Annotated in this window: 23 protein-coding genes; 4 read left to right on the top strand and 19 right to left on the bottom strand. The window is 39.3% G+C overall.

Annotated elements, in window-relative coordinates; translation table 11 throughout:
- Positions 1-77: 77 nt before the first annotated feature.
- The 17 genes from NF867_RS07260 to NF867_RS07180 all read right to left on the bottom strand — a co-directional run bounded on the left by NF867_RS07260 (position 78) and on the right by NF867_RS07180 (position 16,489).
- Positions 78-377: a hypothetical protein gene (locus NF867_RS07260; RefSeq protein ID WP_252587149.1), complete on the bottom strand. Its 300-nt coding sequence runs from the start codon at positions 375-377 to the stop codon at positions 78-80.
- A 69-nt stretch (positions 378-446) separates the two neighbouring features.
- Entirely contained in the window at positions 447-1,877 is a 1,431-nt protein-coding gene (locus NF867_RS07255; protein ID WP_252587148.1) for an NADH-quinone oxidoreductase subunit N, read from the bottom strand.
- A 15-nt stretch (positions 1,878-1,892) separates the two neighbouring features.
- Entirely contained in the window at positions 1,893-3,425 is a 1,533-nt protein-coding gene (locus NF867_RS07250) for a complex I subunit 4 family protein (RefSeq protein ID WP_252587147.1), read from the bottom strand.
- Complete coding sequence (gene nuoL, locus NF867_RS07245) at positions 3,422-5,287, bottom strand: NADH-quinone oxidoreductase subunit L (protein ID WP_252587146.1); 1,866 nt, start codon at positions 5,285-5,287, stop codon at positions 3,422-3,424. The genes NF867_RS07250 and nuoL overlap by 4 nt, the downstream gene beginning before the upstream one ends.
- Positions 5,288-5,465: 178 nt before the next feature.
- The gene (nuoK, locus tag NF867_RS07240; protein ID WP_252587145.1) at positions 5,466-5,786 is read right to left on the bottom strand and encodes an NADH-quinone oxidoreductase subunit NuoK; all 321 of its coding nucleotides are present in this window, start codon (positions 5,784-5,786) and stop codon (positions 5,466-5,468) included.
- Positions 5,783-6,310, bottom strand: coding sequence for an NADH-quinone oxidoreductase subunit J (gene nuoJ, locus NF867_RS07235; RefSeq protein WP_252587144.1), 528 nt, complete (start codon positions 6,308-6,310; stop codon positions 5,783-5,785). Before nuoJ ends, nuoK begins: the two co-directional genes overlap by 4 nt.
- Before the next feature lie 2 nt (positions 6,311-6,312).
- The gene (gene nuoI / locus NF867_RS07230) at positions 6,313-6,828 is read right to left on the bottom strand and encodes an NADH-quinone oxidoreductase subunit NuoI (protein WP_252587143.1); all 516 of its coding nucleotides are present in this window, start codon (positions 6,826-6,828) and stop codon (positions 6,313-6,315) included.
- Between the two features lie 41 nt (positions 6,829-6,869).
- Positions 6,870-7,832 (bottom strand): NADH-quinone oxidoreductase subunit NuoH, encoded by a 963-nt coding sequence (gene nuoH / locus NF867_RS07225; protein ID WP_252587142.1) that lies wholly within the window; start codon positions 7,830-7,832, stop codon positions 6,870-6,872.
- 14 nt (positions 7,833-7,846) lie between these two features.
- Positions 7,847-10,489, bottom strand: coding sequence for an NADH-quinone oxidoreductase subunit NuoG (gene nuoG, locus NF867_RS07220; protein ID WP_252587141.1), 2,643 nt, complete (start codon positions 10,487-10,489; stop codon positions 7,847-7,849).
- Between the two features lie 3 nt (positions 10,490-10,492).
- The gene (nuoF, locus tag NF867_RS07215; protein ID WP_252587140.1) at positions 10,493-11,767 is read right to left on the bottom strand and encodes an NADH-quinone oxidoreductase subunit NuoF; all 1,275 of its coding nucleotides are present in this window, start codon (positions 11,765-11,767) and stop codon (positions 10,493-10,495) included.
- Between the two features lie 24 nt (positions 11,768-11,791).
- Positions 11,792-12,298, bottom strand: coding sequence for an NADH-quinone oxidoreductase subunit NuoE (gene nuoE, locus NF867_RS07210; RefSeq protein ID WP_252587139.1), 507 nt, complete (start codon positions 12,296-12,298; stop codon positions 11,792-11,794).
- Between the two features lie 7 nt (positions 12,299-12,305).
- Positions 12,306-14,054 carry an NADH-quinone oxidoreductase subunit C/D gene (gene nuoC, locus NF867_RS07205; protein ID WP_252587138.1) on the bottom strand — a complete coding sequence of 583 codons (1,749 nt, stop codon included), beginning with the start codon at positions 14,052-14,054 and terminating at the stop codon, positions 12,306-12,308.
- A 15-nt stretch (positions 14,055-14,069) separates the two neighbouring features.
- Complete coding sequence (locus tag NF867_RS07200; RefSeq protein ID WP_252587137.1) at positions 14,070-14,393, bottom strand: hypothetical protein; 324 nt, start codon at positions 14,391-14,393, stop codon at positions 14,070-14,072.
- 31 nt (positions 14,394-14,424) lie between these two features.
- On the bottom strand, positions 14,425-14,868 hold the full coding sequence (locus NF867_RS07195) for a hypothetical protein (protein ID WP_252587136.1): 444 nt from the start codon (positions 14,866-14,868) through the stop codon (positions 14,425-14,427).
- Between the two features lie 15 nt (positions 14,869-14,883).
- The gene (locus tag NF867_RS07190; protein WP_252587135.1) at positions 14,884-15,522 is read right to left on the bottom strand and encodes an NADH-quinone oxidoreductase subunit B; all 639 of its coding nucleotides are present in this window, start codon (positions 15,520-15,522) and stop codon (positions 14,884-14,886) included.
- Positions 15,523-15,586: 64 nt separating this feature from the next.
- Entirely contained in the window at positions 15,587-16,021 is a 435-nt protein-coding gene (locus tag NF867_RS07185) for an NADH-quinone oxidoreductase subunit A (RefSeq protein ID WP_252587134.1), read from the bottom strand.
- A 33-nt stretch (positions 16,022-16,054) separates the two neighbouring features.
- Entirely contained in the window at positions 16,055-16,489 is a 435-nt protein-coding gene (locus NF867_RS07180) for a CBS domain-containing protein (RefSeq protein WP_252587133.1), read from the bottom strand.
- A 223-nt stretch (positions 16,490-16,712) separates the two neighbouring features.
- Here NF867_RS07180 and lpdA point away from each other — a divergent pair, with 223 nt between their 5' ends.
- The 4 genes from lpdA to NF867_RS07160 all read left to right on the top strand — a co-directional run bounded on the left by lpdA (position 16,713) and on the right by NF867_RS07160 (position 20,416).
- Positions 16,713-18,116 carry a dihydrolipoyl dehydrogenase gene (gene lpdA / locus NF867_RS07175; protein WP_252587132.1) on the top strand — a complete coding sequence of 468 codons (1,404 nt, stop codon included), beginning with the start codon at positions 16,713-16,715 and terminating at the stop codon, positions 18,114-18,116.
- A gap of 139 nt (positions 18,117-18,255) precedes the next feature.
- Positions 18,256-19,272, top strand: coding sequence for a UDP-N-acetylmuramate dehydrogenase (gene murB / locus NF867_RS07170; protein ID WP_252587131.1), 1,017 nt, complete (start codon positions 18,256-18,258; stop codon positions 19,270-19,272).
- Between the two features lie 61 nt (positions 19,273-19,333).
- A complete protein-coding gene (locus tag NF867_RS07165; protein WP_252587130.1) occupies positions 19,334-19,777 on the top strand; it encodes an SRPBCC family protein in 444 nt (147 codons plus the stop codon).
- Positions 19,778-19,879: 102 nt separating this feature from the next.
- Positions 19,880-20,416 carry a sigma-70 family RNA polymerase sigma factor gene (locus NF867_RS07160; RefSeq protein ID WP_252587129.1) on the top strand — a complete coding sequence of 179 codons (537 nt, stop codon included), beginning with the start codon at positions 19,880-19,882 and terminating at the stop codon, positions 20,414-20,416.
- A 91-nt stretch (positions 20,417-20,507) separates the two neighbouring features.
- On the opposite strand, the gene NF867_RS07155 is transcribed toward NF867_RS07160, so the two are convergent.
- Both NF867_RS07155 and NF867_RS18460 read right to left on the bottom strand, forming a co-directional pair.
- A complete protein-coding gene (locus tag NF867_RS07155; RefSeq protein WP_252587128.1) occupies positions 20,508-21,245 on the bottom strand; it encodes an apolipoprotein A1/A4/E family protein in 738 nt (245 codons plus the stop codon).
- Positions 21,246-21,432: 187 nt separating this feature from the next.
- Positions 21,433-21,726, bottom strand: coding sequence for a GIY-YIG nuclease family protein (locus tag NF867_RS18460; protein ID WP_380724691.1), 294 nt, complete (start codon positions 21,724-21,726; stop codon positions 21,433-21,435).
- Positions 21,727-21,816: the final 90 nt, after the last annotated feature.

Genomic DNA, 21,816 nt, shown 5'->3' with positions numbered 1-21,816 from the left:
AATTCTCAATCAAAAAATATACAGTCAATTCTCGGCAACTAAAAAGGCTGCCCCTTTTGAGACAGCCTCTTTCTATTTTAAGATTTCATTTTGTCTTTTGGTCGTTCCATTTTGGCCATTTCCATGCCACATTTGGTACATTTTCCTGATTTTTTAGAGACTACACCATCACACATTTTACAGTAGTAGGAGCCTTCTTGCACAAGTGTACGGTGGTCGGAACATTTACCGGGTTTATTGCTTGTATATCCACAACTCGGACAGATATAAACTAAACTAGGTTTCTTTTTAACTGTTTGTGTTTGGGTAGGAGAGTTCTGGGCAAAAGTTAATGATGCCGCCAATACAATAAATAAGGATAATAACAGATTTTTCATGGTGTTTTAGTTTGATGTGTTAAAAATAAGAATTAATAGGATTCCAATTCTAAATAAATAACAACAACATTAATACTGTAATATAGTTTGAATATATAGGATAATTTGTGTGGGGAAAATTCCAAAGTAGATAAGACTGAACGTTAAAATTAGCAAAGCAACACCATTTAAAACATACGAAACCGGGTGAAGTTGTTCTGTTTCACCAACTGTTTGCGGATATTCAGTAAATAAGGCAACAATAATTTTCAGATAATAGAACAAACCGAAAACGCTAGCCAAAATCAACGTAAGCATTAAAAGCCATTGATGAGTGTCAACCCCTGCTTTTAAAATGTAAAACTTGCCAATAAATCCAGCTGTTAAAGGTATTCCTGCTAAAGACAGCATAGCAACCGTGATGATGGTAGCCAGCATTGGCTTATGCCAAAACAAACCTTTTACGTCATTTAAACTATCTGCGTCCCGCTCTTTGGTCGAAAGAATCGACAATACGCCAAACATGGCTAACAAAGCGATGAAGTAAATTGAAGTGTATAAAGTGGCCGTTTGCAATCCATCTGCTCCAATACTTAACAGGGCAGCTATTAAATACCCCATGTTAGCAATGGATGAATAAGCCAGAATTCGTTTGAGATTATTCTGCAGGAGGGCCAACAAATTTCCAACTAGCATGGAGGCTATCGCAATAATGAGCAATAAAGTGGATATGGGTAAAATGGTCACTAATTGGGTTAGGCCTAATAAGCGAAATAAAATAATAAGCATGCCTCCTTTAGAAACTATAGCGATAAAGGCCGTAACCGGAATTGAAGCGCCTTGGTAAACATCGGCTGCCCAAAGATGAAATGGCACTACCGAAAGCTTAAAACCAGCGCCAACCATTAATAAACCAAATCCGGTAATCAAATATGGTGAAACTAGTTGCTGAGATCTTGTTATCTGGGCTATTTGTTCAAAATTCATCGAACCTGTTTCTGCATAGATCAATGCCATGCCGAAAAGTAGGAAGGCAGAGGAAAATGCAGCCATGATCAGGTATTTCATGCCTGCCTCAACAGCATAGCTTCTGTTACGTAAATAAGCGATCAAGGCGTAAAGGGCCATGCTTAAAATTTCCAGACCCAAAAACAAGCTGATGAAATGATGGCTGATGCACAGGGTTTGAGCTCCTAAAGTGCCGAGTAACAACAGTACATAAAAAACTTTCGGATTCTCTTCCTTTTCATTAAAGTAAGTATAAGAAATTAAGGTAATGGTCATTCCTGAAGCCAGGACTAATCCCATAAAGAGCTTTCCGAAGCCGTCAATAACAAACAAATGATATGTAAATGCTTCCGATGAACTGAGAACGTAAATCAAATCGAATAAATAAACTGCAAGGCAGGAAACTTGAACAACCTTATGACTGGGTTTAAGAGCCAACAGCAGCATAATCAGGATAGCTCCCGATGAAGTTATAATTAATGGCATCAGCTTAACCAAATCTGCAGTTGGCATAGTTTGTTAATGATTTTATTTTTTGATGTATTTAATCTGTTGTTTTATGCTGCTTTCAAGTTTAAGTTTTTGTTTGGATTCCAATTTCAAACTGCTGTTTACCGTTGATTGAAGCATTGTTATGATAGGTTGCGGACACAAACCGACGAACACAATTGCAATAGTAAGAAGCCCCATTATTGTTTTTTCCCTCCATTTAAAGTCGTTTATCGTTGACTGATATTCTCCAAAGAAAACTTTTTGCATCATCCTGATCGAATAGATTGCTGAAAGAACTAAGCCTAAACTTGCTACCATTGTATAAATGGGCTGCGTTTGAAATGCTCCTAGCAGTATCAGAAATTCAGCAATGAAATTTCCAAGGGCCGGTAATCCGCAGGATGCCATCGCGAATACTAAGCCTATTGAACCCATTTGCGGAGCTAAGGTCCATAAGCCACCCATTTGATTAATATCACGGGTATGTAAACGTTCTTTTAACATTCCAGCCAAAATAAATAAGGCTGCAGTGCTAATGCCATGGGTTATCATTTGCAATACAACACCCTGCATAGCCAGTTCATTAAAAGAAAATACACCCAAAACGATAAAGCCCATATGACTAACACTGGTATAGGCAACTAGTCGTTTTAAATCTGTTTGTCCGAATGCCTGTAAGGCGCCATATAAAATTGAAATTACCCCGAGTACAATTGCCCAATTACTTATCTGAATGGCTTCATCCTTAAATAAGGGTAATACAAAACGAAGTAAACCATAGGCTCCGGTTTTAAGCATCAATCCAGCTAAGATTACACTACCTGCAGTTGGAGCTTCGGAATGAGCATCGGGTAGCCAGGTATGGAATGGGAACAGTGGTAATTTCACGGTAAAGGCAATAAAGAACCCTATTGCAATGAGTAAGGAATAAGGACTCTTAGCGGTTGAAATAAGCAATTGGTCATAGTCAAAAGTGTATACTCCTGATGATTGGGCATTTATGAAGTATAGTGCGATGATTGCCAACAACATTAATAATCCGCTCGCCTGCGTAAATAAAAAGAATTTATAAGACGAATAGATTCGGCGCTCGCTTCCCCAAATACTGATCATGAAATACATGGGTATCAGCATAACTTCCCAAAAGAAATAGAATAAGAACAGATCGAGTGCAAGGAACACCCCGGTTATTCCGGATAAAACCCATAATAGATTAAAGTAGAAGAAGTTTTGTTTTGCAGTAATTTCTTTCCAGGAGCAAAGTATAGCCATTGTTCCTAAGAAAAACGTAAGCAAAAGCATGGATAAGCTTAAGCCATCCAAACCTAAATGAAAATTGATTCCCAGTTGCGCAATCCAGGGAGTATTAATTTCTATGAGCCAAAGAGAAGAGCTTTCTCCCAAAATAATCTCATATGAAAGTTTTTGCCACAAATTGGCTGTTATTAAAAAAGGTATTAAACAAGAAAGCAACGCAATCCATTTCGAGGCATTCGGTATGAAATAACCTATCAACCAGGCTAAAATACCGCCTGTTATTAATACAACGATTAGTAAAACCAGTATCATAATACCAATTGAAGTGTTAAAATCATAATAGCACCGGCAATAATGCCCATTACATACCAGCGCATAGAGCCCGTTTGCGAAGTAGCCAGCTGATTACTTAACCATGAGCTAATACCAACAATCACATCATTCGATTTATCTACTATATCATTTTTGTTGATTCGAGCCAGGAAGAAGTAAGGTTGTTGAAAAAGCACTTTATATAAATTGTCGAAATACCATCCATTGAAAAAGAATTTGAAAAGTCCTCCCGACTCTAAATCAATTACTTTCTCTCGATTACTGCTATAAAGTTTCCATCCGAGTAAAATTCCAACCAAACACACGATCGCTGCTATTAGCTGAAAAAGGGATTCAGAGGGTTCAATCTTTAATAGAGTAGTAGGGAGAGCTTTCCCCACAAAACCTGAGAATAAGGTGACATGTCCGAAATTATGTGGTAATTCAATAAAGCCTGCAAATACGGAGAGAAACGCTAGGATAATTAGGGGAATATGCATTCGTACTCCGGGTTGGTAACTGAGACTGGTTTTTGAAGTTCCATAAAAGGTTAATACCACCATTCGGGTGGTGTATAAGGCTGTAATAAATGAACCGATAATGGCAACCAGCCATAATAAAGGCGAACCATTTTGCGCGGTTAAGGAATACCAAATGATGGCGTCTTTGCTGTAAAACCCTGCGCTAATTAAGGGTAAAGCGGCCAGTGCAGCTGATCCAATGACAAAAGTTTTGAAAACCGTTGGGAGTTTATCTTTTAGTCCGCCCATGTTAAACATGTTATGTTCGTGGTGTTGAGCTTCAATAATGGTTCCCGCTCCAAGAAACAATAAGGCTTTAAAAAATGCATGGATCATAAAGTGAAAGATCGCTGCCCACCAGGCGCCCACTCCCAAAGCCAAAAACATATACCCTAATTGACTTATCGTAGAATAGGCGAGTACCCGTTTTATATCTTTCTGTGCCAAGGCAGAAGTTGCCGCAATTAGTAGGGTAGCAGCTCCAACGGCAGCAACAACATGCATTGCTGCAGGTGAAAGTTCAAAGATGGTATGCATACGTGCAAGGAGATAAACCCCTGCAGTAACCATTGTTGCGGCATGAATCAAAGCACTTACAGGAGAAGGACCCGCCATAGCATCAGGCAGCCATGTTTGTAGGGGTAACTGTGCTGATTTTCCCACCGCTCCACCAAATAGAAGTAATGCAATTAAGGTTATTGATGAAGAACTGTGGCTGACAGCCTGTTGAGAAATTTCACTTATCGTTAATGTTCCGAATTCTTTAAATAGCAAGAACATGCCGATAGCCAATGAAGTGTCGCCGATGCGGGTAATGATAAAAGCCTTTTGAGCAGCTATTCCATTTTTAATGTTTTTGTACCAGAAACCTATCAGTAAATAACTGCATAAACCAACACCTTCCCACCCTAAATACAAGAGCACCAGATTGTCGGCTAAAACCAGGATGAGCATGGAGCAAACAAATAGGTTCAGGTAGGCAAAGAATCTTGAGTAATACTCATCGTGAGCCATAAATTCGGTGGAGTAAAGATGTATTAACGCGCCAACAAATGTAATCACAAACACAAAAACGAGAGAGAGGGCGTCGTAATGGAAAGTAATGGTTACCTTAAAATTGTTTACCTGCATCCATTGCCAAAGCGTTTGAGATATAAATCCATTTTCAGGAGGGGAGGATATAAAGTTAATGGCCAGGTAAAGGCTTACAATGGTTGCCAATGAAACGCTGCCAATACCGATAAAAGCTATTGCCTCTCTGTTAAATTTTGAGCCCAAAAATGCCAGCAGCAAAAAGCCAAATAATGGTAATGCAGGAAGTAGCCAGATTAGATTCTCCATTTTAACTCAATAAAGTTTTATTATGTTGTTCGAATTAATTTTAATGTATTGGTTTTTTATTACGGGTCAGCCTGAGCGTAGTCGAAGGCTTAGGACTAAGAGCGCTTCGACTACGCTCAGCGTGACGATTCGGAAATTAAATCTTACAACGCATTATGTTAATATATTAACCAGTGACTCATTTTCGATCCCCTCTTAACTGTTCCAGCTCGTCCACATCTAAGGTTTTATGCTGATGAAATATTTGCATGATTAAGGCCAATCCCACTGAAACTTCAGCCGCAGCCATACTTAAAATAAACAGAAACATGATCTGACCATCCGCTTGAGCCCACTTTGCACCAGCAGCAATAAATGCCAATCCTGCTGAATTAAGCATGATTTCCACAGCAATCAGCATAAACAAAATGTTGCGGCGGATTACCACGCCCATAGCGCCTAAAGCAAATAGTATTGCGGCCAGCAGAAATACATAGTCAGACGAAAGGTTCGATATCATTGTTCGTCCTCCTGTAAAAAACGATGCCAGTACTTTTTCTTTCGCTGACCAATATGGGCGGCTCCTATTACTCCGGCCATTAAAAGCATGGCTGCCAGCTCTACTCCAATCAGGTATGGGCCAAAAAGGGAGAGGGCAACAGCTTTGGGATCAACTTCGGCAATTGTTATCGTTGAATTAGGTTGAGTATTAATGAGGTAAACCAGTTCAATGAGCAGGATAGAGGCAAGTATACCCGGTAATAGCCACGTTGAAAGGTTTAACCAGGTTTTCTCCTGTAAACTTGTTTCCTTTCCCAAATTCAGCATCATTACTACAAAAATGAAAAGCACAACAATGGCCCCTGCATATAAAACAATTTCCAAGGCTGCTACAAAAGGAGCCCCTAACTGATAAAAAATGATGGCTACAGCTAAAAATGATACGATGAGATATAGCAAGGCATGTACCGGATGCTTACGGGTAATCACCAGTACTGTTGATATAATTGCCACTGCGGCTGCTATGTAGAAAAACACATCCATAACTAGGGTAATAAACTATGTCGGTCAATCGGTGGCTCTTCATTTTCTCCTTCTCCTTTGCCTTTTACGCCTGCATCCAAACCGGCAACTTTATAATAGTTATAGCCCGGATATTTTCCCTGGCTATTGATCAGTAAATCTTCTTTTTCGTAAACTAAATTCTGTCGAACGTATTCAGCCATTTCAAAATCAGGAATAAGCTGAATTGCATAGGTAGGGCAGGCTTCTTCACAAAATCCACAGAAAATGCAGCGTGAAAAATTGATTCTGAAAAACTCCGGATAGCGTCTTCCTTCTTCATTTTCGGTGGCTTGCAATGCAATACAGTCAACTGGACAGGCTGCAGCGCACAAATAGCAGCCTACGCAACGTTCACCTCCATCTGGGTCCCGGGTAAGCACAATTCGGCCTCTGTATCTTGGCTTCAATTGCACTTTTTCTTCAGGGTACTGTATCGTCTCTTTCTTATGAAAAAGATGAAGGAACGTGAGCCATATGCTGCGTATTAAACTAATCATATCGTGATTTTAGTCTTTAGCAATAGTTGATACTCCATGAGTTATGGTTGATTTAACAACAAAATAATTCCTCCCGTTACCAATAAATTCAGTAGCGATAAAGGCAACAAAACTTTCCATCCGTATTCCATCAATTGGTCATATCGAGGACGGGGTAGTGATGCCCGAAGTAATATGAAAAAGAGGATGAAGCCTGTTGTTTTGATTATAAACCAGACAATTGGAGGAAGGAATGCAGGGCCGAGCCATCCTCCAAAGAACAACGCAACCGTAATGGCTGATATTAACGTGATGCCTAAATATTCACCGATAAAAAACATTCCGAATTTCATTCCCGAATATTCGGAGTGAAAGCCGGCAACCAATTCACTTTCTGCTTCGGGTATATCAAATGGTAAACGGTGCGTCTCGGCAATTCCGGCAATAAAGAAAATGACAAAACCCACCGGTTGAAGCAATATGAACCAGCAGTTTTTCTGGGCTTCTACTATGGCATGTAAACTAAAAGAACCAGTAAGCATAACTACACCCATTAGTGACAGTGCCATGAAAACTTCATAAGAGATCATTTGTGATGCACCTCTTAATGCACCTAACAACGAATACTTGTTGTTCGATGCCCATCCACCTAAAACAATACTATAAACTCCAAGAGATGACATTCCTAGAAAGAACAATAAGCCAATATTTAAGTCAACAATTTGGATGTTGGGAGCAAACGGAATAACAGCAAAACTCAACAAAACACAAATAACAACCACCGCCGGAGCCATCACAAATACGTTTCGATCAGCAAAAGGAGGGGTCCAGTCTTCTTTAAAAAACAATTTTAGGGTATCAGCAAGTACTATAAATAGACCGAGAGGGCCAGCTCTATTTGGTCCTAAGCGGTCTTGCCATAGTGCCAGCATTCGTCTTTCTACCCAAATTAAAAGCGCAGCAACATTTAAAAGCACGAATAAAATGCCAATAATTACAATCCAATATGTAAGCGTTTCACTCATTGGGTTTACCTGTATTATTTTATGCTGATAATGCCCGGCAAGGCTATATAGCCCATTGCAGTCAATCCATAAGGAATAAGCGCAATTTTGTCCGTAATCTCCGGCCTAAATTTTACCGGGAGTTGATAGGTTTCTTTGTTTAATTCGATAGTTATTACTTCATTTTCTTTAATGCCAAGTTTATCTATTGATGATTGATTTAATGCGATATAAGGGGCTGGAGTTAACTCCTGTATTGAATCGGCTTCTGCGCTTAATTCTTCAGAACCAAAGATGTGATAGATCGGTACGGCAAGCCATTCATTAGCCTTTAATGAGGTTTTATTTGAAGACAGTTTGAATTCACTGGTGAAGGCAGGTTTAATTAATCTCACACCCGGATTGCCGTCATGTAAGGGACCTCCTACTTCAATTTGAAATTTATTGATCGACTGAACAGAGTTCCATCCCGGCGACCAGAAGAAAGGTGTTGCCGATGAAGGTGGAATTCCGCGGAAACCCTCCATAGTAAATGACATAGGTGAATCATTGTCTTCCAGTGGTTTGGGCTCACTTACATTAATATTAGCTTGAATTGCAGTTCGTCCACTATAACGATGTGGTGAACGAGGGATCTTTTGTCCATTCAATCTAAAATCTTCATCCGGAGCAGTTTGTTCAATGCCTTTAAACTGCGGTAAAGCTTCAATTAAATCTTGTTGGACTGTGCCAAGTGAAAGGTTTTCGTCTATGGCAGTACTTTCTTTTAAAGCTTTAAGAGTGTAAAGCCATCGCCAGCTTTCCTTCAACCATTCGTTTTGGGGTATGAAAACCTGGAAGAAACGTTGAGCCCGACCCTCATTATTAATCAGTGTTCCATCTGCTTCAGAAAATATTCCAACCGGAACAACAATGCCTGCCTTTTCATTTGTGTGTGTTTTAATATGATCGAATGTTATAATCTGTTTACACTTGTTTAAGAGTTCGTCAACTTGTTGAGCTGGGAATTTTCGATATAGATCATTCTCTAAAACAATCAGTATGTTATTTTCAAATTTGTAAAAGGCATCTTCAACCGAAGGAGTATTCATCATTGCCAGTCCCATACTATTGCACTCGGCTTGAATAATAAAAATGCCTGGTGTTTTGCCTTTCTTTTGCAGAGAATGTGCTAGTGCTCCTGCAGCGTTTAAAAGGTCTTCATTAAATAAACTAGTGCCGACAATGATCAACGGCCTTTCTGCTTTTAATAGTGCAGCAGCTATCGGGTCCGAATCAGCGGAAGATTCAATGTTACGTGCAATTCTAAATCCTTCGGAAGCAATTTCTTCGGGCGTAGCATAGGTAACCTTAGTTGCAATTTCATCTAGTTTGGTGGCATGTGGGTGAAAAATGAACAGAGCCCCATGTTCGTGTTGGACAAACTCTCGTAAAGCTGCATCATGCCATGAAGCAAGGTTTATCGTTTGTTGGGCGTTTTCAACAGGCTCTTTTCGAACAGCTTGACGAACAGCCAGTGCCGCCATTGGAGCTGTATTCGTGAGATCTTCGCCAAGAGTAACAATTGCATCGTATTGTTCAATTTGTTTTAAAGAGGAAATCTCTGCAACTCCACTTTGCAATAGTTTTAACGCAGTTTGATTAAGCTGATATTCTTGCTTAGACAAACCTGCAAAGAAATTCTCTTTCCCTACCAGTTGTTGCAGCGCAAAGTTCGATTCATTAGAAGCTCTGGGAGAACCTATGCCTATGCAATTGGAAGTGGCGATGAGTTCGGAGATATCATTGATGATAAATTCCTGACCAAATGATGTATTATCGTTTTTAAGTTGAGGTTGAAGCAAACGTTTAGGACTATTAGCGACTTCATACCCAAACCTTCCACGATCGCAAATGAAATAGCCGTTGACATCGCCATTATATCTCGATGTTATTTGTCGTAATTCGCCATAGCGTTCACCAGCTATAATATTGCAACCCAAACTGCAATGCTGACAAACGGAGGGCGCGAAGGTGAAATCCCATTTCCTGCTGTAATGTTGTTTTAGCGTTTTATCGGTAAATACTCCCGTTGGGCAAACTTCAGCAAGGTTACCGCTGAATTCACTTTCTAAAATCCCATCTTTCTCTCGGCCAAAATAAACGTGATTATGAGCTGCATATACATCAAGGTCTTTTCCTCCTGCATAATCTTTATAGAAACGAACGCAGCGGTAACATTGAATACAACGGTTCATTTCATGGTTTATCAGCGGACCCAGATATTGATTTAGGTAGGTACGTTTTGGATATTCAAACCTGCGGTAATTATGGCCGGTCATAACTGTCATATCCTGTAAATGGCATGAACCACCCTCATCACACACCGCACAATCGTGAGGGTGGTTAGTCATCAGCCACTCTATAATTTGTTTTCTAAACTTTTCAGCATCGGGATGGTTGACTGATATTCGTGTTTCTTTACCAACCGGCTCCATGCACGACATAACTAATCTTCCAGTGGTATCACTTTCATCTTTGAAAATTTTAATAGCACATTGTCGACATGCTCCTACCGATCCCATTGCGGGGTGCCAGCAGAAGTAGGGTAAATCAAAGCCCAATGAAAGGCAGGTTTCGAGTAGATTTTTGCCTTCAGTTACTTCATAAATCCGATTGTCGACATAGAGCGTTGCCATTTTTTAATCATAAGGGCATTTTCGTTGATGAATATGTTGTTCAAAATCTTCTCTGAAATATTTTAAAGCACTTTGTAAAGGCTCTACAGCCCCTGGAGCCAACGCGCAAAATGTATTGCCGGGCCCCAATAACCGGGCATGTTCAAATAGTAACTCAATATCATTTGATGCTCCTTTGCCTTGTTCTATCGACCATAAAATTTTTTCTACCCATGGTAAGCCCTCCCGACAAGGGGTGCACCAACCACATGATTCGCGCGCGAAAAATTGCTCCAGGTTATGGACAAAACCAACAGGACAGGTTTTGTCATCTAACACAATCATAGTTCCGGTTCCCAAACGGCTACCCGCCATTGAAACAGATTTGAAATCCATTTTTATATCGAGATGTTGTTCAATTAAAAAATCAGTAGAGGCCCCGCCCGGTAATACTCCCCGGAATTTGTAGCCATCTTTCATGCCTCCTGCATGTTCTTCAATTAGCTCGCGCATGCTTACTCCCATGGGTAGCTCCCAGCAACCAGGAGTCTTAACATTTCCACTTACTCCATAAAGCTTAGTGCCGCCATCTTCGCTATAGCTCAAGCTTTTGAACCAATCAGCACCATTGTTAATGATATGTGGAATGTTGCAGAGTGTTTCTACATTATTAACAATGGTAGGCTTGCCAAATAAACCGCTTACCTGAGGAAATGGAGGTTTAGCCCTTGGGGTTGCCCGTTTTCCCTCCAAGGCATTCAATAAGGCCGTTTCTTCTCCACACATATATCTGCCTACGCCGGTATGCAAATGCAAATGAAGAGAGAATCCTGTTCCAAGAATATGGTCTCCCAGGTATCCCTCTGCATATGCCTCGATAATGGCTTTTGTAATTCTAATGGCTGCTTCTTTATAAGCAAAGCGTAGAAAAACATAGCCTTGGGTGGCCTGTATGGCATAGGCCGCAACGATCATTCCTTCAATCAACTGATGTGGATTTCCTTCAAGTAATAATCGGTCTTTAAATGTACCCGGTTCCATTTCATCAGCATTGGCAACGATGTATTTTGTAGTGGGTGCCGTTTCTCCCATTGGTACAAAACTCCATTTCATGCCGGTATTAAATCCGGCTCCACCTCTTCCTTTTAAATTCGATTCTTTTATTAGTTCAACCACTTCGGATGGAGTCATCTTTAACAAAGCTTGTTTTACAGCCATATAGCCACCAGCCATTTCATACTCCTTTGCAGTAAGTGGCGGACGGTTGGGGTGTATGTTCCTTGTTAAAGGGCGCTCCATGTTAATTAGTGTATTTAGAGTTCTTTAATTATAGTTTTTTAAGATGATCGATATGTCCTCAGTTTTTACATCCTGGTATAAATCATTGTCAATTAGTATAGCAGGAGCATGGTCACAACAACCAAGACAAGCATTGGGTAATAAGGTAAACTTCTTGTCAGCTGTTGTTTCTCCAAATTGTATGTTTAATTGTTTGTATAGCTCTTGGTAAATGATTTTATAGCCCATCACCCAACAGGTAATGCTATCGCACAATAAAATAATATGCCTGCCAACCGGTTTGCGGAAAATCAAATTATAAAAGGTTGCTACGCTATCAAGTTCAGCTGTCGACATGTTTAAGTACTCGGCAATGGCCAATAAGGCATCATCAGAAATCCATCCACGGCTTTTTTGCACAATTTTCATTGCTTCTATACATGCTGCTTTTGGATAAGGCACTAGACTGACCTCGTGGTCAATAGCATTGCGTTCCTGCTCACTGAGACCAGTAAATGTTGAGTTGCTAATATTTTGTAGTTCATCATTCATATTCTTATTACCTGTCTATATCAGCCAGTACATAATCCATACTCCCTAAAATGGATAGCAGATCAGCTACTGTATAACCCTTAGTTATGTAGGGCAACATTTGCATATGCGGAAACGATGGGGTGCGAATACGAGATCGATAGGGCGAAGTATTTCCATCGCTAACCATATAATAACTATTCCAACCCTTAGTAGCCTCAATGCAGCTCATTGCTTCACCTTTAGGGATAACTGGTCCCCAGCTTACATTTAAAAAATGATTGATAAGGGTTTCTATGTCTTGCATTGTATTTTTTTTTAAAGGCGGGGTTGAATGTGGGTTGTCTGATTTGTAAGGCCCTTCGGGCATATTTTTTAAGCATTGCTCGATAATTCGCAAGCTTTGAATCATTTCCTGTTCGCGCACCAAGGCTCGGTCGTAACAATCGCCGTTTTGAGCTGTTGGCACTTCAAACTCAAAGTTTTCATAACCCGAATAAGGTTGTTTTTTGCGCATATCCCAATCGAATCCGCAAGCCCTTAAGCCTGGTCCGGTAACGCCCCATTCAATAGCCTCTTCCAATGTGTAAATCCCAATGCCGACGGTCCTGGCTTTGAAAATCGAATTTCGCATTACCATGTTATGGTATTCTTTTAATCGTTTTGGGAAATAGGCTATGAACTCGGCAACCAGTTTATCCCAACCCTTGGGCAGATCCTGGGCTACTCCTCCAATCCTAAACCAATTCGGATGCATGCGGCCGCCAGTTACAGCTTCTACGATATCGAAAATTTTCTCCCGGTCGGTGAACATGTAGAAAACAGGGGATAGCTGGCCTAGATCCTGGGCAAAAGTGCCATACCAGACCAAATGACTGGCAATACGGAAGAACTCACACATCATTACCCTCACCACTTTTACGCGATCCGGAACTTCAATGCCTGCGAGTTTTTCAACCGCCAGTAAATAGGCCAGGTTGTTCATTACTCCGCCTAAATAATCTATTCTGTCGGTATAAGGAATATAAGTGTGCCATGATTGTCGTTCACCCATTTTTTCGGCACCCCTATGATGGAAGCCAATGTCAGGTACAGCGTCAATAATGTTCTCCCCATCAAGTTGTAATATGATACGCAAAACTCCATGCGTACCTGGGTGTTGAGGGCCAATGTTCAGAAACATGAAATCTGCATCGTCACTATGACGTTGTAGCCCCCATTGTTCGGGTTTAAATTCAAGAGCAGCTTGTTCGGTGTCGACCTTTTCATCCCAAAGTTTAAACGGGCCCATTTCTGTGGCTCTGGCAGGGTGCTCTTTGCGGAGCGGATGTCCCTGCCAGGTTAAAGGCATAAGTATCCGTTGCAGATGGGGGTGTCCTTCGAAACGAATTCCGAACATATCATAAACTTCGCGCTCGTACCAACTTGCAGATGGCCACAGATGAGTAATGGATTGAGCCGAAGGATACTCTCCTCCCAGAGCTATTTTTAGGCGGATGAATTGATTGCGTGTAAAAGACAGAAGGTGGTAAACAACAGTAAAATCTTTGGATGGATGGGTTTTATGGTCAGCCCTCGAGCGTTCGTCGATGGCAAATAAATCGTAAAGTAGAGGAAATGGTTCGGCAGATTGTTTTTTAAGGTAATTTAAAACCGGAATGATCTCCGTTTTGTCGACCCAAAAAGTGGCAACCTCATCAGCTGTTTGCTGTTGGGTTAAAACCGAATCGCTAAATTTTAGCGAAAGTTCGGTTGCCAACTTTTCGGACGCATTCATGATTTTTTCAGATCATCATAAAAATTTAAATACGGTGTCGGTAATGAGATTAATCAGGGAATTCTTGAATTCATCGATTCTTACTTTAGCTAAACCTGTTTGTTTTAATAATTTCATTTCAGCCCCATCTTTTAAACCCTTTACCAGTACCTCAAATTCATCTTTATTGATATCATTGTTGGTTAATAATAAAGTCCAACGCTTTAGTTTTTCTTCAGATTTCGCCAAAAAGTCTTTCACATCTTTGGATGCGTCGTCTTTATAGTTTTTAAAAGTAAGCTTCGCCAGATCTAAAATGTCTGTTTTTAACTCGGTGAATATTTCTTGAAAATCAGGCATGTTGGTATAGTATGTTTAGTTTTATTGATAGCTATTTTATTTTTTTTGATTCTAGTTCGATCATATCATCAAACCCTTCTGTAACCTCATTCTGAAATTCGGTAACTGCAGCAGGACTAAGTTTCCCTTTGGTTTTCCATACGTTTTTAATACCTCCCCAACGTCCATCACCTTTTATCATTATTTCCATCATTTTGGTTGCCTCGGTGTTTTTGGGGAGCGCCTTAATATATTCGTAGAGCTTATTTAAATCTTTATCGAGCGTTTGAACTTCACCCTCATGAGTACTGTATTCTTCGGTCGCCTTACCAATAAGTGTGGTAGTTTCTACCTTTAGTGAAGCCAACTCGCGATAAACGTGTTCATTGTATGGAGCTATTAGTGGGCTGCAACTGCTAATGAAAAAAAGCAGTGCTAAAAGAAGTTTCGGATAAGATGTTTTTTTAAGTAAAAATTGTTTTTGTACAGGTAACATAGATTTGGTGTTAAATTATAGTTCATCCGGAGAACGAAAGTCGATCATTTTAGCTCTTTCTTCTCTTTTTAACTCTTTAATCGATGGTTTTTCGGTTTTTATTACTCCCTGTTCTCCAATTACCCAGCTTAAAGGTCGTTGTTCTTTACCAACCGATTGGCTGAGCAAGATTAGTCCGTTCATAAAAGCATCGGGACGAGGCGGACAACCGGGTACATAAACGTCGACAGGTAGAAATTTATCAACGCCTTGCACCACACTGTAAATATCATACATTCCACCCGAATTTGCACACGAGCCCATAGAAATAACCCATCTGGGTTCCATCATCTGTTCGTGCAGTCGTTTAATAATAGGTGCCATTTTTATGAAAACAGTTCCGGCAATTACCATCACATCGGCCTCTCGTGGAGTACCTCTTATTACTTCTGCACCGAAGCGTGCCACGTCATATTTACTGGTAATGCTGGTCGCCATTTCTACGAAACAGCAGGAAAGTCCAAAATGAAATGGCCACATGGAGTTTTTTCGTCCCCATGCAACTAAATCCTGAACAGTGGTAAGCAGCACGCTTTGTTGGATTGATTCTTCCATTGAACTTATGCCCGTACTTTTACCCGTAGGATCATTAGCCTTAGTAAGCCACCATTTCATTGGTTGATTATATTAATTTGTTTGTGATTACACAGATTTTTTCATTACTTCTAAAATCGTATTTCTAACTTCTTACCTTCTTTTTATATGCTTTTAAGATCTTTTTACCCGATGGGCCAAAATCTAAAGCACCAATACTCCATTCGTAAATTAGAACTGCGACAAGAATTCCTATAAACACACAAATGGACAGATAACCTGCCCAACCTAATTCTTTAAATGCCAATGCCCATAAAACAATGAAGATGGTTTCCACATCAAAGATTACAAACAGCATGGCAACCAGGTAAAATTGAACCGAAAATCGGAGACGGGCAGAGCCTGTTTGAGTAATGCCTGATTCATAGGGTTCGTCAGTAGCGTTTTCTTTATGGTGTTCACCTAATACATATGAAAGAAGAAGAATAACAGAGACGAGCACTATCACAATAGCTGCATAAACCATAAATGGCCATAAAATCCCGATAGTTATCGGGATGAGTAGGGTAAGATTGTGCATGCAATTCGCCTCCCTGCGAATGATTTGAAAGAATTATTTCTGACCTGTTATATAGTGTTCAAGATTTTCTATAATGAATTTTTGTTCGTCGATAATGTATTTCACCACGTCTCCAATAGATATTAAACCAACAATCTGCCCTTCATCCACTACAGGTAAATGCCTAATGAATTTATCGGTCATCAGTCTCATACAATGTTCAATACTATCATTTGGAGAAACGACGATAGGAGATTCGGTCATGATTTCACCAATCAAGGTTTCTTTCGATGACCGGCTTTTGAGAATTACTTTTCGGGCGTAATGGCGTTCGGTAAAAATACCGGTCAACTTGCCATCATCAACAACTATTAAAGCGCCGATGTTTTTAGCTGTTAAAAGTTCTAAGGCTTCATAAACTGTGTGTCCCGAAGTGATCGTGTACACAGCATTTCCTTTTAATTGGAGTATATTTCTAACTTTTCCCATGGCGGTTGAATTATGAGAAAATTAAGTTTATTGATTGGTGCTAATTTACTGAATTTAAGTTTTTTAGTTTTAATATCAAACTATTATAAATATGAAATGTTAAATAAATTGAACTTTTTGGCGTTTATTCTGAAATGAGGTTTTATCCTAGTAATCAATTCCCTACTTTTACCGCCGAAATTTATCCTGTAAAAAATTCTCTAATAAAAATCACTAATTAAAAATGAAATACGACGTAGTAGTAATCGGTTCCGGTCCGGGTGGTTATGTTGCGGCAATTCGTTGTGCCCAGTTGGGATTAAAAACGGCAATTGTTGAACGTTACAATACTTTTGGTGGAACCTGTTTAAACGTAGGATGTATCCCTTCAAAAGCTTTGTTAGATTCGTCAGAGCATTATCATAATGCAGCTCACACCTTTAAAACACACGGTATTGAGCTTAGCAACTTAAAGGTTAATATTGAACAAATGATTAACCGTAAGAATGAAGTGGTGAAGCAAACTACTGACGGTATCACATTTTTAATGAAGAAAAACAAGATCGATACCTATTTCGGTCACGGTTCATTTGTAAATAAGAATACAATCAAAGTAGCGAAAGCTGATGGAACAGAACTGCTAATTGAAACTGATAAAACCATTATTGCTACCGGTTCAAAACCTGCATCATTACCTTTTCTTCCAATTGATAAGAAAAGAATCATTACTTCAACCGAAGCGTTAAATCTTACTGAAGTTCCTAAACACCTTATCTTAATTGGTGGTGGTGTAATTGGTTTAGAGTTGGGTTCGGTATATGCTCGTTTAGGAGCTAAAGTTACGGTAATCGAGTACATGAATTCAATTATCCCTACAATGGATAAGGAGCTTGGTAAGCAATTGCAACGTTCCTTGAAAGGTTTAGGCTTTGAGTTTATGTTGAGCCATAAAGTTACTGGTGCTTCGGTAAAAGGTAAAGAAGTAACTGTTACTGCCGAAAATGCAAAAGGTGAAGCTGTTGAAGTTAAAGGCGACTATTGTTTAGTAGCTGTAGGACGTACCGCGTATACTGAAAACTTAGGCTTAGAGAATATTGGAATTACCGTAGAAGAACGCGGTAAGAAAATTACCGTGAATGATCACTTAGAAACTATTGTTCCAGGTATTTTTGCTATCGGTGATGTTGTTCGCGGAGCTATGCTTGCGCACAAGGCTGAAGAGGAAGGTGTGTATGTTGCTGAGTTGATCGCCGGACAAAAACCGCATATGAATTACAACCTGATTCCGGGTGTTGTATATACCTGGCCAGAGGTTGCTTCTGTAGGTAAAACTGAAGAAGAGTTGAAAGAAGCCGGTGTTAAGTACAAAGCAGGATCTTTCCCTTTCAAAGCAAGTGGTCGTGCCCGTGCAAGTATGGATACCGATGGTTTAATTAAAGTTTTGGCGGATGCTGAAACGGATGAGATCCTAGGTGTACATATGATCGGTCCGCGCGTTGCAGATATGATTGCAGAAGCTGTTGTTGCTATGGAATTCCGTGCTTCGGCAGAAGATATTGGTCGTATTTGTCATGCACACCCAACTTATACTGAGTCATTCAAAGAAGCGGCTTTAGCTGCAACTGCTAATAGAGCGTTACATATTTAAACAATAAAATAAACAGACCATAGTCCATGGTCCATAGTTTAAAAGGGATAGTTTAAACAATTATTGTCTGTTAACTATGGTCTATGGACTATTCTATTTTTATTACCTTCGCACATAGTTTCAAATTACCAAACGTCTCATGGTCATCCATCATCATCATTCTTTAAAACGACTAAATACCTTCGGCGTTGATGCTTATGCAAACAACTTCGTAGAGATATCACACACTGATCAACTTGTAAACTTATTCGCAAACAAGGAGGTAGTAAATCAGCCGTTGCTTTTTTTAGGGGGTGGTAGTAATATGCTTTTTACCCGTGATTTTAATGGCTTGGTCATTAAGATGAGTATAAAAGGCATACAAGATAGGGTAGAAGAAGAAGAAGAGGTGTTTGTTGAGGCTGGTGCAGGAGAAGTTTGGAATGATCTGGTAAATTATTGTGTTGATAGGGGATATGCCGGTGTTGAGAATTTAAGTTTGATTCCAGGCTCGGTTGGCGCCTCTCCAATTCAGAATATTGGAGCTTATGGAGTTGAACTTAAAGATGTTTTTCATTCATTAGAAGCTTTTGAAATAAGTACGCTGCAATTACGTACGTTCACAAAAGAAGAATGTGAGTTTGGCTATCGTGAAAGTGTTTTTAAAGGAGAACTAAAGGGTAAGTATATTGTAACATCAGTTACATTAAAACTTTCTAAATCGTCAGTCTTAAATACATCATACGGCGCTATTGAGGCCGAACTACAAGCCAGGAATATTGAAAATCCTACCATTAAAGATGTTAGTACAGTAGTGTCTCATATTCGGGTTTCAAAGTTGCCCGATCCTTCAACCATTGGTAATGCCGGAAGTTTTTTCAAGAATCCGATTATTACGAAAGCAGAGTTTGATGCCGTTAAGCAAAAACATGCTGAGGTTGTTAATTATCCCGCTGGAAATGGGAGTATAAAACTGGCTGCTGGCTATTTGATTGAGCAATGTGGTTGGAAAGGAATGGTAGTTGGAAATACAGGTACCTGGAAAAATCAGGCTTTGGTGCTGGTGAATCATGGTGAAGCATCGGGACAGGAGATTTATGATTTTTCTGAAGTGATTATCCAATCGGTAAAGGAAAAGTTTGGCGTCAAATTAGAGCGCGAGGTCAATGTTTTCTAATCCTTATTAATATATTAAAGTAAATATCCCGAACTGGTCTCAATTCGTGATATTTACTTATATGCGCATTTACATTACTACAAAGATTAATCAGAAACCTGATCGGGTCTTTTCATTATTTAACAAAGAATTATTTCTTGCTCTTGTTCCTCCCGGATTAAAAGTTCAATTATTAAGATTTGATGGTTGTAAAACCGGAGATGAAGTACATCTGCTAATTAAATTCCCTTTTGCTGAACAGAAATGGTTCAGTAAAATCACTGCTCATTCCTTTTCAGATTCAAATTACAGCTTTATTGATGAAGGAATTGAGCTGCCATTCTTCATAAAACAATGGAAACATATTCATACAGTTAAGTCAGGGGAGAGTGATAACTGTTCAGAAATAATAGATGATATAAGTTTTGAATCGGGAAGCATTATTATCGGGTGGCTGGTTTATCCTTTCTTATACTTCACATTTTTATACAGAAGGCCTATTTACAAGCAATTTTTAGATGTTTAAACATATTGTTTAGTTGTGTAACGAAAATATTAAACAGAAGATTTGATTTTGTTCAGGTATTGCGTAAATTTGTTTAACAAAATATATGAAAGGTTAAACAATATGACTCGCATCGAATTCAATACACTCGTACTCCGCCAGTCTTCTTCATTAAAGTTGTATGCCTTACACTTTACTAAGGATTCAGACGATGCTAATGACCTTGTGCAGGATACTTTACTAAAGGCCATCACCTATTATAATAAGTTTAAAGAGGGAACTAATTTAAAAGGGTGGTTGTATACTATCATGAAAAACACTTTTATTAATAATTATCGCCGGCTGGTAAAAGTGAATAATGTAGTTATCCAATCGGATGATATTTTGCCAGCTAATTTGTTATACAGCGCTACAAGTAATGGAGCTGAAGGTAAATTTGTTTTGGAAGATGTAAATAAGGCGTTATCAAACCTATCGGAAGAATATTATACACCTTTTACAATGTATTTCGAAGGCTATAAATACCATGAAATTGCAGAAGAACTAAGTATTCCAATAGGTACGGTTAAAACCCGGATTCACGTAGCCCGTAAGCTGTTAAAAGGACAATTAAAAGATTATTCAGCAGGACGAATCGGTAAGGTAGTTTACGAAGATTAATTTCTGCTTAATGGGGTTTGATATATTTTTTGTGTTTTATTTAAGTTAATTAAGGGTAGTAATCAATTGTTTACTACCCTTAATTTTTAATTTATTTCCCTCCAAACAAGCTTTTTACCTTGCCCCAAAAACCTTTGGTAGCAACTTTTGCATCTTCCGTTTTCTTATCAAAATCAATATTTAAAACTTCCTCAGCTTTATTTTTAAAGTTTTCTGCGGCTTCAGATACATCCGATTTTAGATCTTCAAATTTAGCTTCCGTTTTAGCTTTGAATTCGTCGATATTCTCTTTGCTAAAGGCTTCTTTTATGTCTTCCATCTTTTCTGCCGCTTCCTCCTTAATTTTTGAGGCTATTTCTGATGCCTTAGCGCTTATCTGTTCCGTTTTATCGGCCGCAGCGTCTGAAAGATCATCAATTTTTTCCGCTGCTTTGTCCTTTAAGCTGTTAAGATTCTCGCCGCTAAAGGTTTCTTTTATGTCATCAATTTTGTCGGCAGCGAAGGCAGTGGCTCCTGAAGCAGCGGTTGCCATAGAATCTTTTATATCACCAATTGTATTGGCGGCCTTGTCTGCTATGCTTTCAGTTGCAGCTCCTGCTTCAGCTGTTTTTTCAACAATTGTATCATTTGCTTCTGTGGCTTTGTCAGTTATTTCCGCAGTTGCTTCTTTAGCCGTTTCAGCTGCATTTTCAACAGCATCTTTTACATTACTTGTACTACCGGCTATTGTGCTTTTTATTTCATCAGTTGTCTCCTGAAGGTCTTTTTTAACTTCCTGTGCTTTTTCTTCCAGGTTGTCGTTTGTGTTGTCTGTTTTGTTGTCGTTCATGATGGGTAAAATTAGTTAGATGTTAAGTTAGTAATTTTCAGTTGATTGTAGAGAAGTGGAGAAATGGAGCAAATAGTGAAGAGGTATAAAAGCAAAAAAATCCCGATCAAATGAATGATCGGGATTATGCTTGCCGATAGTTATCGACACTGGGCTCGAGCCACCCTGATAGCTATCGGGGCTCTGATTAACAGTCGGATTTATATTTTTCTTTAAGCTTTAAAATCAGTTCAGGATATTTTTGAAGGTTTTCAATAAAAGTTCGACTCTTCATCCTTTTAATGTGCAATTCAATTTTTATGGCTTGCTGTAAACTTTCGCATTCAATGGTAAGGGTTAATTCCCACGGAGCTCCAGCTTTGGTCCAATTGTCATTTTCGCTAATCGAATTGTGAGTATCCAGCCTTTGATTAAGATTAGTTGTTTGGCCGGTATAGTGTCGCTTAAGCTTTTTCGAATAGAGAATATAAACAAAGTACATAGATGGTAGTGAAGAGGTATAAAAGCAAAAAATCCCGACCAAATGAATGATCGGGATTATGCTTGCCGATAGTTATCGACACTGGGCTCG

The sequence above is a fragment of the Solitalea agri genome (assembly GCF_023914155.1).
Lineage (GTDB): Bacteria > Bacteroidota > Bacteroidia > Sphingobacteriales > Sphingobacteriaceae > Solitalea > Solitalea agri.
This window is presented reverse-complemented; position numbering and strand designations above follow the sequence as displayed.